The sequence below is a fragment of the Vibrio sp. MM46 genome (assembly GCF_027587135.1).
GTDB lineage: Bacteria > Pseudomonadota > Gammaproteobacteria > Enterobacterales > Vibrionaceae > Vibrio > Vibrio harveyi.
In genome coordinates this window covers 401,809-415,850 of the sequence record NZ_JAPPTO010000001.1, presented here as the reverse complement: position 1 = coordinate 415,850, position 14,042 = coordinate 401,809, and the positions used below count along the sequence as shown (strand labels likewise).

Annotated in this window: 13 protein-coding genes; 11 read left to right on the top strand and 2 right to left on the bottom strand. The window is 46.1% G+C overall.

Going from position 1 to position 14,042, the window contains the following annotated elements; all coding sequences use genetic code 11:
• The first annotated feature begins 146 nt into the window (after nucleotides 1-146).
• The 11 genes from glgX to OH459_RS01820 all read left to right on the top strand — a co-directional run bounded on the left by glgX (nucleotide 147) and on the right by OH459_RS01820 (nucleotide 11,860).
• Nucleotides 147-2,114, top strand: coding sequence for a glycogen debranching protein GlgX (glgX, locus tag OH459_RS01870; protein ID WP_269984906.1), 1,968 nt, complete (start codon nucleotides 147-149; stop codon nucleotides 2,112-2,114).
• 252 nt (nucleotides 2,115-2,366) lie between these two features.
• Complete coding sequence (locus tag OH459_RS01865; protein ID WP_080994678.1) at nucleotides 2,367-4,088, top strand: sensor domain-containing diguanylate cyclase; 1,722 nt, start codon at nucleotides 2,367-2,369, stop codon at nucleotides 4,086-4,088.
• A gap of 254 nt (nucleotides 4,089-4,342) precedes the next feature.
• Nucleotides 4,343-4,498, top strand: coding sequence for a hypothetical protein (locus OH459_RS01860; protein WP_009695888.1), 156 nt, complete (start codon nucleotides 4,343-4,345; stop codon nucleotides 4,496-4,498).
• Nucleotides 4,498-5,289, top strand: a complete 792-nt coding sequence (gene cobA / locus OH459_RS01855) for a uroporphyrinogen-III C-methyltransferase (protein ID WP_269984903.1) — start codon at nucleotides 4,498-4,500, stop codon at nucleotides 5,287-5,289. Before OH459_RS01860 ends, cobA begins: the two co-directional genes overlap by 1 nt.
• A gap of 25 nt (nucleotides 5,290-5,314) precedes the next feature.
• A complete protein-coding gene (gene asrA, locus OH459_RS01850) occupies nucleotides 5,315-6,343 on the top strand; it encodes an anaerobic sulfite reductase subunit AsrA (protein ID WP_069217899.1) in 1,029 nt (342 codons plus the stop codon).
• Nucleotides 6,343-7,143 carry an anaerobic sulfite reductase subunit AsrB gene (gene asrB, locus OH459_RS01845; RefSeq protein ID WP_005449587.1) on the top strand — a complete coding sequence of 267 codons (801 nt, stop codon included), beginning with the start codon at nucleotides 6,343-6,345 and terminating at the stop codon, nucleotides 7,141-7,143. Before asrA ends, asrB begins: the two co-directional genes overlap by 1 nt.
• 12 nt (nucleotides 7,144-7,155) lie before the next feature.
• Entirely contained in the window at nucleotides 7,156-8,157 is a 1,002-nt protein-coding gene (gene asrC, locus OH459_RS01840) for a sulfite reductase subunit C (RefSeq protein WP_269984898.1), read from the top strand.
• A gap of 7 nt (nucleotides 8,158-8,164) precedes the next feature.
• Complete coding sequence (gene cfa, locus OH459_RS01835) at nucleotides 8,165-9,310, top strand: cyclopropane fatty acyl phospholipid synthase (protein ID WP_045485803.1); 1,146 nt, start codon at nucleotides 8,165-8,167, stop codon at nucleotides 9,308-9,310.
• Nucleotides 9,311-9,624: 314 nt separating this feature from the next.
• Nucleotides 9,625-9,861, top strand: coding sequence for a hypothetical protein (locus OH459_RS01830; protein WP_005449600.1), 237 nt, complete (start codon nucleotides 9,625-9,627; stop codon nucleotides 9,859-9,861).
• Between the two features lie 188 nt (nucleotides 9,862-10,049).
• Entirely contained in the window at nucleotides 10,050-10,679 is a 630-nt protein-coding gene (locus tag OH459_RS01825) for a recombinase family protein (RefSeq protein ID WP_188014408.1), read from the top strand.
• Entirely contained in the window at nucleotides 10,676-11,860 is a 1,185-nt protein-coding gene (locus OH459_RS01820; RefSeq protein ID WP_269984893.1) for a multidrug effflux MFS transporter, read from the top strand. The genes OH459_RS01825 and OH459_RS01820 overlap by 4 nt, the downstream gene beginning before the upstream one ends.
• A 70-nt stretch (nucleotides 11,861-11,930) precedes the next feature.
• Here OH459_RS01820 and OH459_RS01815 read toward each other — a convergent pair whose 3' ends face one another.
• Together OH459_RS01815 and OH459_RS01810 are read right to left on the bottom strand one after the other, a co-directional pair.
• Nucleotides 11,931-12,701, bottom strand: a complete 771-nt coding sequence (locus OH459_RS01815; protein WP_017189873.1) for a hypothetical protein — start codon at nucleotides 12,699-12,701, stop codon at nucleotides 11,931-11,933.
• A 22-nt stretch (nucleotides 12,702-12,723) separates the two neighbouring features.
• Entirely contained in the window at nucleotides 12,724-13,665 is a 942-nt protein-coding gene (locus tag OH459_RS01810) for a hypothetical protein (protein WP_017189872.1), read from the bottom strand.
• Between the last annotated feature and the right edge of the window lie 377 nt (nucleotides 13,666-14,042).

The window sequence follows — 14,042 nt, the reverse complement described above, 5'->3', positions numbered from 1 at the left end:
TTTCATATTTTCGTCAAAAATAGGACGTAGAAAGTAATTTAATTACAGTGATAATTTTCGTTCTAAGGTGGTTGACCTAAGTAAGACAAAGTTTTTTACTTATAGTTTCTTAAAGGTAGCAATAAATATTAAAAAAAGTATCTCTGATGACACGACTTCACTCTCGCCCCTACCCACTTGGTGCAACCCTAAATAAAGAAGGTTGTAACTTCGCTATTCATGCGCCAAGCAGTAAAGACATTCAACTTGCGCTCTTTGCAGAAGACGGCAGCTATGCACTGCACGACTTACCAAATGAATATGCAGGTATTCGTCATACTTTTATTCCAGACATTAAATCTGGGCAGAAGTATGGCTATGTGGTGACGCATCAAGACCAACCTTTGCTGATTTCTGATCCTTACGCAAAGTCGATTGATAAAGCCCTCCACTACCAACCTCCTTTCTCTCCTGCAAAGAGCTTTGATATGCCTAAATGTGTCGTTATCGAGGATCACTTCGATTGGCAAGACACCGATCACCCTCGCATACCAAGAGAAGAGATGGTGTTATTTGAAACCCACGTAAAAGGGTTAACTCAACAACACCCAGAGGTCCCAAGCGATGACAGAGGACGTTACCTAGGTTTATCGTCACCTGAGATGTTGGCGTTTTACAAACAACAAAACATCAATACGTTGCAATTGCTACCTGTTGCTGCGTGTATGCACGAGCCGCATTTACTTAAGATGGATAAGGTGAACTATTGGGGTTACAACCCTTACCTTTTAATGGTGCCAGATCCTCGTTATGCCGAAAAAGATGCCGTCACAGAACTCAAAACTACCATTCGAGAGCTGCACAAGCACGGCATCGAAGTGATTCTTGATGTCGTTTACAACCACACGGCGGAAGGCGGTGAAGGTCCGACTATCTTCAACCTAAAAGCACTCGATCCTCGCTGTTACATCAAGCATGGTCCTCACTATGCGAACTTCACTGGTTGTGGCAACACGGTGGACCTGACTTATCAGCCAGCACTTAACCTCGTTATGGATACGCTGCGTTACTGGGTGAGCGAATTTAAAGTTGATGGTTTCCGTTTTGACTTGGCAGCAACACTCGGTCGCCAAGGGGACGATTACAACCCTGAAGCGGCATTCTTTAAAGCGGTCGCGCAAGACCCAGTTCTTCGCGAGACAAAGCTGATTGCAGAACCTTGGGACATCGGTCCTAATGGCTACCAAGTGGGTAACTTCCCATTTGGTTGGAACGAGTGTAACGACAAACTACGAGACATCTCCCGCAGCTTCTGGCGCGGCGATCAAGGTTACCTAAAAGAGTTTGCGACGCGCTTGATGGGCTCTCGTGATATCTACAGCGCAGCGAACTGGCCTTACAAACTCACAGTCAACTACATCACATATCACGACGGCTTTACCTTGCAAGATCTCGTGTCTTACAAGCAAAAACATAACGAAGCCAACGGCGAAGAGAACCGTGACGGTCATGGTGATAACCGCTCGGAAAACTATGGCGTTGAAGGTGAAACCGAAAACCTAATGATCATCGCCACACGCGAAAAGCAAAAACGCAACCTGATTGCTAGCTTGCTGTTCGCGTTCGGTATTCCTCATATCCTGACTGCAGATGTGCTATCCCATACGCAGGGTGGCAACAACAACGCCTACTGTCAGGATAACGAAACTAGCTGGTTGAACTGGGCAACATCTGAGCGCAAGCAAGATTTCAAAGCATGGATTTCACAAATGGTGGCAAACCGTAATCAATACATGGTGCCATTCATTCGCGCTTTTAGTGGTGAAAATCGTAATAACAACCGCATCTTCTGGCGTCGTATTGATGGCAGCTTGATGGAACATGACGATTGGAACCGTTTAAGCTCAGTAGCGCTGCATTTAGGCATTGGTAAAGAAGGGCAAGAATTGGTTTACTTGATCAACCAAACCAATGCACCAGCGCGCTTCAAGCTGCCAAGTGAGCGTGGTCAAGAATGGGTGACGGTGTGCGATACCAACGTACGTAACCTAAACCCAGGACATGCGGAAGGAGAAGTCTTGTTGTCTCCAACTTCGATGGCAATTTTGCACTATAACCCAAAGCAAGAAGCCTAACGGATTCGCCGTCCAATCCTATAAGTTCTTACAAACCCAGCTGCATGCTGGGTTTGTTTTATGGACGTTTCGAGCAGATATCCATCAATCAGGTCAAAGAACACACCATACGCATTGATGCGATAATGAAACTAATCTAATATCGTTAGCCAAATCACATTTATAATATCTACAACGTAATTTGGCACCATGGCTTTACCTAAATTCTTAATCCGTATTCTGCGGCCTTACCTGCTACTTCTCGCAGGATTTATGGTCTATCTGGCTTATGCTCAGTTAGTTGATTCTGAGTCGATGGTTTATCGGCAATCTCAAACCAATATCATCACCGCCGAGCGGCTGATCCACTCCCAAATCGAAGCGGCTTTCAGCAAATTCTATCTACTAGAAACCGCACTAAAGACAAGCAAGCAAGACCTTAATGATCCTGACTTTCGTGAGCTAAGCCAAGGCATCATCGATTACTCACCACAGTACTCCAACATTCTCTACACCACGACAGATAGTAACATTGCCTATGGTCTTTCTGGTCAGGTAAAACAAGCGGATATCAGCAAGATCTTATGGCATAAGCTGAATACCGTCAGTGATAAATTTTCCATCTCTTCGCTATACCAAAACCCGCAACAACGCTGGGTATTTGCCATCAAACATGACAACCCAGACCTCAAATACCAACTTTGGTTAGAGTTCGATCTCCTCCATACTACTCAGCAGCTACGCGGTCTTAAAACTTTGAATAAAGGCTATGTGTTTGTCGTAGACAGAGACACCGAACGCTTAGTGTTCCATCCTGATCCAAGCCGAATTGGCGATAACTCTGTCAGTTATCACGGTGGCATTAGCGAGAAAGTAGCCGCAGGATTGTTGTTTGGTAAACATGAATACTATTACCAAGATAACTTTAAGATTTCGGTCTTCGACGCAGACAACGGATTAAACTGGGTGTTTGTGGCGGGCACAGACCGCGCCGACATCCTCAACAACAGTTATCCATTTACTCTTACTGCAGGTGTCATTGCTTCTTTGTTAGCTCTAGCGATTGGTATCAATTACCTCACTTACCAACTGCATTTGTCACTCGCACGCCTAAATGGCACTGAGAGCGTTGATGAGTTCAAAACCCAACTCAAGCATGTTTTGGATCGTTTCTGCTATCACCGAGGTATACAGTTCTGTTTATACGACAGCTTGAATTACAGCTTTTACACCCTCGATTATCACGGTAACAAAAAGCTCGTCTTAACCGATGCCGAACTCGCGGCGCGTTTTTCTCATAGTGCGTTGACTTACCGCAACAAGAAGTACGGCGACGAGTTGACGAAAAAGCTCAAGATCAACAGTAATCACTACTGCATTCCGTTGTTTGATGGACGAGAACTGCTTGGGGTGACTTACGTCAGTTGCCGATTCCCAACCTACAAATGCGTGCTCAGTTTGATTCAGAACTACGCCCAAGTGGCGTTGGCAAACCTCAAATTGCATGACCGTTTACGCCATCAAGATCCAATGACGCAACTCGAAAATAAAGCGTGTTTAGCTGCAAAAGTGTCGAGAGAGCTTCATTCAGAGAACCGTTTTATCGCGATGGTCGATATTGATAACTTCAAATACATCAACGATAAATTCGGTCATCCAGTGGGCGATTTGGTCATCCAAAAAACAGCTGAAGTGATGCGCGACTGTTTCCCTAAACCAAAAGGGATTTGTTTAGCGCGCTATGGTGGTGAAGAGTTTGCAATCGTGTTCCAAGCCAATGACGAATTCGATGCCAAACACCAACTGGATAACTTCCTAACGGTGCTGCAAAGAAGCCATCTCACTTTGGGTTGTGGCGATGTGCGATTTACGGCAAGTGTTGGATTTACACCATTAGAAACCAGTTACCATCACGTGGTGGAGCAAGCTGACAAAGCACTTTATCAAGCAAAAAGATTGGGCAAGAATCGCGTCTGTCACCTAAAAGCAGCATAACGCTTTTCTTTTCCAAAAACGACAAAGCCAGAGCAAACATCGCTCTGGCTTTTTTATTTTTATTACAGTCAGTTAAATCAAAAAAACTGACACTCCCCTTTCCTCTTTCCCGTCTTTTAACCGACTCAAGTTCTGCCCCCAAACACCCTCTCGTTAATCAGTTCTGAACAGGTGTTTATTTTTCTTTGATTTAACTTAACGGCTCTCACCAATAACCTTAAATACATCAGGGGATTGCATGAAGCCAATTGAAAATGAAAGAACTGGACGATTACATAGAGCAAATAAATTTAGACCTGACTAACGAGATGTTAGAGGAGCTAGGTTGGATTAGCGACAACGTTCATCAAGTGTTTTATTGGCTCATTGCCGCCATCCTATTCGTTGTATTGATTTGGGGTATTTTTTAATGAAGGCATCCAATCCATCTTATGGTCAGGTTTATTTGGTTGGGGCGGGCACAGGCGATGCATCACTGCTCACCATTAGAGCATTTCGTCTGCTCAATCGCGTTGATGTTGTGCTTTATGACCATCTGGTTTCGGAAGAAGTCTTGGATGTAATTCCACGAAAAACCCTAAAAATCTGCGTAGGCAAACACTACGGTAAGTGTTCGCAAACTCAGGCAGAAATCAACCAAATGATGAAAGGCTACGCAATCACAGGTCTTACGGTATGTCGCTTAAAAGCGGGCGACCCGTTTGTATTTGGTCGAGGCGGTGAGGAAGCGACCTATTTAGCTCAACAAGGTATCAACTATGAAGTTGTGCCGGGTGTAACTGCAGCGCTCGGGTGCTGTGCTTACGCGGGGATACCGGTCACTCATAGACAAGTTTCGAGGGGTGTCACCTTGGTAACGGGTCGAAACTGTAATGATGCTAGCGAACCAAATTGGAGCGCACTTGCCGCCATCGACCACACCCTAATTTTCTACATGGGGCTACACAAAGCAGAAGCGATCGCAGACAACCTGATTGCTCACGGTCTCGCGCCAGATACACCTTGCGCTATCGTCAGCAATGGGACACGAGAAAATCAAAACAAGATCGTCACTACCTTAGCTGGACTGTATGAAACCTGCAAAGCGCAAAAACCACCACTGCCAGCAATCATAGTGGTGGGAGACGTGGTTTCCCTTTCACAGTCACTGGAATGGTTTGAGTCCACCGCCGAGCCCTGTTTAGAACGCACGATTCATTAGTTTTTGAAAATAACGAGATAGAACAATGCCTAAGTTTTTAACTACTCAGCAAATGGGTTCGGCGATCGAGGCGTTACGTCAGAGCTATAAGGTGATGGCGCCCGTCTATGAAGAATACGCAGGTCGTTTTGCCCATACCCCAAATTTGGATTACCAAGAACTCGAACGTTACGATCAACTGGAGTGGAAAGAGAAAAGCCATTTCTCACCCAAAGAAATCGTCTTCCCAATTACCGAAACCCTGTTTTGGTTTAACGCCGACGAGTTGCGAGAATCCAGCGTCGATGCGCGTCCTGTGTTTCTGTTTCTCAGAGCTTGTGACATCAATGCGCTCAAAAGCCTTGATTACATGTTTTTAGAAAACGGCGGTCACGAAGACTTCTACTACAAACGTCTGCGCCAAAAACTCAAACTCGTACTGATTGAATGCAGCGAAAGTTTCGAAAACTGCTTTTGTGTCTCTATGGGCACCAATAAAACTGACAACTTTGCGGCTTCAGTTCAATTTAGTGAGCATGGCGCAATTGTCACTATTAAAGATCCAGAGCTAGCGCCCTACTTTTCACAAGGCAAAGACGTTGAGCACAATGTCAGCTTCGTCAAGTCCAATCCTGTCAAAGTGCGTACGCCAGATTCGGTTTGCGATGATCCGGCTAAAGTACGCGAAGTGTTACTCGGTCATCCAGTGTGGTCAGAATACGATTCACGCTGCATTGGTTGCGGTCGCTGCACTTCCTCATGCCCGACTTGCGCCTGCTTCAACGTGTTTGATGTGGTTTATAACCAAGAAGCCAAAGTGGGTGAACGTCGCCGCCAACACGCCAGTTGCATGATTGATGGTTTCTCGGATATGGCAGGCGGTCACAGCTTCCGTCATAAAACTGGAGAGCGCTTACGTTATCGCGCCTTACACAAGGTCAACGACTTTAAGTCTCGCCAAGGCGAACACCATATGTGTGTCGGATGCGGGCGCTGCGACGACCGATGCCCTCACTACATCTCATTTAGCAACATCATCAACAAGATGACATCGATTGTAGAGGAGGCGCTCTAATGTGCGATTGTGAAAACAAAATGCTGCCGCAAAGCTACCCGATTATTCATATCGAAAAGCACACAGAACTGGAATGGAACTTTCGCGTTGCGTGTGACTTTCCGGTGCACTACGGACAATTTGTCGAAGTGGGTTTATCCCTTGTGGGTGAAGCTCCTATTTCCGTCTCCGACTACGGCTTAGGTTACGTCGACTTGCTGATACGTAATGTCGGCAAGGTAACCAGCGAGCTGTTCCAATTAAACGCCAGTGACCGCGTGATGATGCGCGGCGCAATGGGCAATGGCTACCCGATGGAAGAGTACCAAGATAAACACCTCATTGTGGTCGCGGGCGGCACTGGCGTTGCTCCGGTTAAAGGGCTGATTAACTACTTTCACAACAACCCAAGTGATGTGAAGAAGATGTCTTTGATCCTCGGATTCAAAAACCAAGATGCCGTGTTGTACAAGAACGACTTGCTGAATTGGTCTTACTCCAATCACGTCATCACCACCTTGGATGACGGTGGCGACGAACACTTCTATGAAAGCGGCTTAGTTACCGAACACATCAGCAAACTTGATCTCTCTGACAAGGAAAACATCCGCGTCATCGTAGTAGGTCCACCGATCATGATTAAGTTCGTCGTGCAGGACTTCTTATCCAGAGGCATTCAAGAGGACCAAATTTGGGTCGACTACGAACGCAGAATGGCTTGCTCAGTTGGTAAATGCGGCCACTGCCGAATTGGCGACAAGTACGTGTGCTTGGATGGTCCGGTTTTCCGTTATGACCACGCCAGAACCATGATCGATTAGGAGGGAATCACAATGACGATGGACGTAGATATCATCAAAATGCGCGCCAATGGCGATTACCGCCTATCGAAAGTACGTGGCGAGTGCATGATCAGCGTACGCATTCCGGGTGGCATTATGCCTGCTTACCTGCTCGGCGCTGCACAAGAGATCGCCGAAAAGTGGGGCAATGGTGTTATTCACCTCACCACGCGACAAAAACTGGCGATGCCCGGTATTCGCTATGAAGATATTCCAGAGGTCAACAAAGCGCTGGAGCCCTTCATCAAAGGCATCACCGTCGATACGTGCGGCATTGATGTCGAAGACACACAAGCAGGTTATCAGTCGATTGGTGGGCGTAATATCGTCGCGTGTCAGGGCAGTCGAATCTGCCAGAAAGCCAATACCGATACCACTGGCTTGGCACAGCGAATGGAGCGTCACGTTTACCCAAGTAAATACCATTTAAAAATGGTCATGGCAGGCTGTCCGAACGATTGTGCCAAAGCCAATATGGCAGATTTCGGCATCTTCGGTATCGCCAAGATTAATTTCGAAAGTCATCGCTGTATTGGTTGTGGTGCTTGCGTCAAAGCTTGTGCGCACCACGCAGTAGATTGCTTGTCACTCAAAGACGGTAAAGCGGTGAAGGAAGAAAGCATATGCATTGGCTGCGGCGAATGTGTGCTTGCTTGTCCGACACTGGCTTGGCGTCGAGATCCAAAACAATTCTATATGGTCAAACTGGGCGGTCGAACTTCGAAGAAGACCCCTCGCGTTGGCAAGATGTTCCTCAATTGGGTAACGGAAGACGTCCTACACCCTGTCATCGACAATCTGTTCGAATTTGAAAAAGAGATGTTGGGCGGTAAGCCGATTTACCTTCACATGGGACATCTGATCGATAAAGGCGGCTACTTGCGTTTTAGAGAGCGTGTCTTAGATGGCGTTAGCCTAAATCCAGAAGCCAAAGTCGCCGAACGTATGTATTGGGCAGAAGATGAATACGTAGCGAACATGCACGTGAAATAGGCATAATATGAACAAACTAGAAGAAATGTTTAGAGAGGCGTTAGCCCCGGCAGGTATTACCATTAACGGCTCGAATCCGTGGGATATCCAAGTATTTAACCCAAAAGTGTATGAGCTTGTGATGCAGTCAGGCTCCTTGGGTTTAGGGGAAGCGTACATGTCCAAGATGTGGGATTGCAGTCGCTTGGATCAGTTCTTTGAACGCGTACTTTTAAACGACATTGAAGGCAAACTGGGGCTGGCTGAAAAACTCAAGTTTGCCTCTTCCGCTGCGAAACTAAAATTGAAAAGCTGGGTTAACCCGCAGAGCATTGAGCGCTGTAAATTCGATGTACCGCACCATTATGACATCGGCAATAAGCTTTACCAAAAGATGCTCGATTCACGCATGACTTACACCTGCGGATACTGGAATCGAGCTTCGACACTGGATGAGGCGCAAGAGCACAAGATGGATTTGATTTGTCGCAAGCTCGATCTGCAACCGGGGATGCGTATTCTCGATATTGGCTGTGGTTGGGGAAGCTTTATGATTTACGCAGCGAAGAAGTACGGCGTTATCTGCGATGGTCTCACTCTATCCAAAGAACAAAAGAAGCTCGGCAGCAAACTGGCGATAGAAAATGGCGTAGTCGCGAACTTCATTTTGAAGGACTACCGCGAGTTCAAACCTACCGTGCAATACGATCGCCTAGTGTCGATTGGTATGATCGAACACGTGGGACCGAAGAACTACGCGGAATACTTCGAGTGCGCAGAGCGCTTCATGAAAGATGATGGCGTGTTCTTGCTACACACCATTGGTTCACACCACAGCACTACCGCATCGGACCCGTGGATCTCGAAATACATCTTTCCAAATGGTGTCATTCCATCGATGAAGAACCTCGCAGAGGCGATGGAAGATCGATTCAACATCGAAGATGTGCACAATTTCGGTGAAGACTACGACAAAACCCTGATGTGCTGGTTCTCCAACTTCCAACAATCGTGGAATCAAATCAAAGGCGATTACAGTGAAGATTTCTACCGCATGTGGAAATACTACTTACTCAGCTGTGCTGGCGCCTTTCGCTCACGAGATTTGAGCCTATGGCAACTCGCCCTAACTAAGATTGGTCGCCGTCGTCCACTGACCGTACGTTCCATGTAAGCAATCTGCCTCCAGATTGTGTTTTGAGCACCTTCGTTTGGCTCCAAGCCAGAATGGGCGGTTTCATTCTGGCTTTTTTTACAGTTCACAGTTCACTTCCACAGTCCGAAAAGTCCCATTTAGGGGGCTTTTATAGTGACTCTCCTCGCAAAAACTAATACTTAGTAACGTCTAGTGTTACTTTTAGTCTTGTGCGCTATGACTTGTTGAGCATTGATGGTGCCGTTCGCTCGACTCAGGCAATCTTCCTCTCAACCAAGGCTCATCCCAACAAACAAAACCAGAGCCAAGATACCATTTTGAGAGTCACCACTATGAAAGCCATCAAATCAATCATCATCGCACTACTGTTTACATCGACACTTTCTGGGTGCGTTTCAACGCCCGGTCACTATCGCTTGGCACCCAACGTTCGTCCTACTTTGATGAATGCCAATATCAACGTTCAACCACTGGTTAACACCGCAGTCTCCGTTGGCAAAGTCGTACTGCCTTATGCGATATCAGCGGGACATGCTTACGTTAATACGCCTTACTTCTTATTGCGATAAACTCGCCAAACTCATTCATTTCCCAAAAAACTAGCCAATTTCTTCGGCTAGTTTTCATTTATGTATCATAGAGATAAAAAATCATTACCTTACATATGGGTCATTTGGTGTTGTGAGAACAAATGAACCAGTGTATATTTATGGACCATTACAGTATATGAGCCATTCAGACGAGGCAATTCGCGATCATGAACACCTTTCTCTATACGCGCCACTCACCAAAGAATCGAGCTTACCCCGAACAGCTTAACACTCTGCGAACTTTTGCCCCTAAAGCCGTTCACTTTGAAGACAAAGTACGTGGCTGCACACCACCAGCAGAACGACACGCTTTTCAGCAACTCATCAACACCGTTCAATCCGGTGACACTGTCGTACTTTGGTGGCTAACCGCGTTTGGGCGCGATTTCAGCCAAGCATTAAACACAATACAAGCTCTACTTGATCAAGGGGTCACCCTAAAAACGGTTTGTGAGCCATTGACCTTTGAACCAGGTTCGGTACAAACACAAACCTTGATCTCACTGCTTTCTGGCTATGGGCAAGTCCAAACTCAACACCGTCTATTTGCCGCGGAACAAGGTCGCAAGGCGCTCAAAGACAATCCACAGATGTGGAAGCAGAAATTCCGAGGCCGTCCGGCAGATAAAGCAAAACATCAACACATCGCGACGCTATTGTTGGAAGGAAACACGCTCCAAAGTGTCGCAGAGCAATGTGATGTGAGCCTATCGACGGTAAAACGGGTGAAAGCCAAGCTGAATCAGTTCGATGAAGAAGGAAGCCTACGTCGCCGCGGTGATGGTGAAAAGTCATGACTCGAACATTCGAATTTAAAACCATCTTGCTAGCTTGTTTGATCATCAGCGTTGGTCAACTCAGCATGGGCTTGGTGTTTCCATCATTGCCTTGGATTGCGAAAGACTTTGATATCTCCCTCGACCAAGCTCAGCTATTGGTAAGTGTTTACTTACTTGGATTCGGTCCCTCTCAGTTTATCTACGGCCCAGTATCTGATGCACTAGGTCGTAAAAAAGTCCTACTTACCGGCTTGTTGATTGCTATGCTCGGTCTGTTGATGATCATCTTCTTCAGCAATACCTTCACTGGTATGGTGATGGGGCGTTTTCTGCAAGGTCTGGGAACAGGTTGTTGCGCCGTATTAGCTCGTGCATCCACCCGTGACCGCTTTAGTGGACCAGAGCTGCCTGTCGCCCTTTCCTACATCGCAATGGCTGCGTCTATCACACCATTAGTTGCCCCCGTTATTGGTGGCTTCATTAACGCCCACTTCGGCTGGACCATGGTGTTTATTTCACTGCTCGGTTACGTCTCACTGGCTTGGATTGTTATATTGGTGCGCTTTAAAGAGACCATCACACAAACCTCCCCACTGCCATCACCGAAAAAAATGCTGCTGCAATATCGTGATCTGCTGACTTCTCGTTACTTCATGAGCTTTGCCAGTATCGGTTGGCTTAACTTCAGCTTGATGATCACCACTGTTTCGGTAATGCCTTTTATCATGCAAAACCAAATTGGCATGACATCTGATCAATACGCGATGTGGGCACTGATTCCTGCATTTGGCATGATTTTCGGCACCAGTATTTGTAACCGTGTGCGCCCAATCATCGGCACGAAGAAGATGCTACTGGCGACGCCTATCCTGCACCTAAGCTCCGCAGTGTGGCTGTTCTTTTGCCCAGTCGAACCGCTATATTTGATGCTTGGTCAACTGCTGATGATCTTAGGCAATGCGATCGCTCTACCTTGTGCTCAAGCCATGGTTATGCAGCCATACAAGAAGCAAGCAGGAGCGGCGGCTGCCATGTCGGGCGGTGGTCAAATGGTGGTGTCATCCTTGGTCAGTATGGCGCTCGTGCAGCTCGGTTTGAGCCAAGCGTGGCACTTGTCGTTAGTGATTGTGGTATTCGCGACAATTACATTGACCAATATCTTGCGAGGCTTTGCAACTGAGCAGCCTTCAGAGCAATAGCAAGGATAGATAAACAAAAAGACAAGTTAATTTTGCTTAGCTTGTCTTTTTGTTTTTTAAAGCAGGAAAATTAATCGTTATTTTTCTTTGCGTCTAAGATAGCTTGAATACGAGGATGCAGCTTATTACCGTGCTCATGTTCGTATTCTTCACGCTTTAAGTCCGTCATGCTTTTCACCGAGTGAGTCGGTAAAGCAATAGGTGCTGTCGTGAGCTTTCCTTTCTCAAGCAATTTCATCGCCTGACGGTAGTATTCACGGAATTTCTTTAAAATCAGATGCTCAGGCAGTCGACGTAGCTCGTAGAACTTGCTTTGCATTAACCACAATTCAATATCGTCATTTGGCGTGCGTGCCACGACTCGGTTTAACGCATCCTCCAACTCAGATTCCGTTGGTAAATCTTTCAATACCACCAATTCACCCATAATTGGCGGCCATCGGTCCCCCGATTGCAGACGCTCGCGACAGTGCTGGATAATTCGCACTAACTCTTTATCTGTAAGCGAATCCGCGAAATCTAAAAAGCGACCTGTTGGACGTTTACCGTAGCTTTGCACCCATGTTGATTCATAGATACTAAAGAGCGTACCAAACACCTCATTGCATCGATCGCTCGCTTCTTGAGTAACGACAAGCGCTTGCTCAGAAAACGTCGGTTGTGGTTCAGAGACAATGGGCTGCTCCCAGCTTACGCTAGGTTCATTTTTCACAGTAAGAGATTGACTGGTAGATACTTTATCTTTGTTCAAGTGATCCACGTTAGCTTCAATACCAAGTTCACGAAGTCGACTTTCGAATGACGAAAAGTCCACTTTTTTTGGTTTTTTAGAATAGCTCATAGCTTCTATCTCTTTGGGTCAATTAGAAGGATGGTTTCTTGCCTTGCTCTCTCAAAAATTGTCTAAATTCTTCAGAAGGGCTGACATGCTTATCTCGAGCACTGCTGTGCTGTTGATATCTCGCTTGTTTTTGGCGATCTTTTTCCATCCACTGCTTCTTCAAATTAATCGAATATCTTAACTTGTTGACGAATTGGGTAACAGGACCAATGAAGTTTGCCTGCGTTTTTTGGTACAACACGAACTCTTTCCAGAATACACGTAAATCCATATCTAAAGCAGAGTGGTGCAGCTCTCTTTCTGCCCAGTTTGGAATTGTGTTTTCATCGAGATCGTAGGAGTTGAGATAACCATTATTTAGACGACTGCTACTTTCAACGTTTCGATAACTATTTGGCGCTGCTGGTTCTTCGGCTTGGTGGTTACTGGTTAGTTTTTCTAAACGCCCAGTCCGTTTACTTTCTTCAAGCCAGTTTTCAAAATTGCGCTCCAACCTTGAAATGTTGACATTGCCCCGACCATTTTGGCGAATAAATTCACGCCAAACATCATCTCTATAGCTTGCCGGAACCTTATAGAAATCACATGTTTTATTTGCCCATTGCGGCAGGCCAGCTCCTTCTAACGTCGTGATCGACGGTTTCTCTGTCATTGGCGCGGCTTGTTGTACCGATGGTTGAGGCGCAGATTGAGAATCGGAGTCTAATGTGAGCTGACATGAATGCCTCTCTACACTGCCTTCGCGTGTGGTTCGCCCCATCGCGAGCAAACCTTTTTGCGATAAAGCAAACAAGATGCTACTTAACTTGAACTCTTCGCACAGACACTCTTGTGTAATATCACGCAAGACAAACGATGCTTGTCCATCTGCGCTTGCGATGTCCGATAGTTTTAGAAGAACCAGCTTCTCTTCAGCACTAACGTTGTGTGCCTGCCAAGCTAAATAGGTGTGTTTATAACTCATGTAATACTCCCAAGTTGCCCGCAGATTTTACTAAGATGCTACAGAGAAGAAAACAGATAACTTTTACTCCATCACTTTCATTGATGGTAAATCACACGCTTTTCAACATTAGCTTGAGCAAATACGCAACAATCCTAATTAATTATATACCCAAGTGACTTCAAGATGCAGGATTCAGAGCGTTGTCATTGATTCGAGTTCAAGGAAAACAACACAGCGTAATAGCCAGCTCTTTCCAAGTTGTTTGACGCAGAAAGCGGGGCAATGACACGCTCCCGAAGGGCGAGCTGTCTTGGCTTGTATACTTTGTTGCCGATTCTTGATTTAGAGTGACTAGATCTTTAAATCGTCGCCGCGTCTACAAACCAAGTCATTCT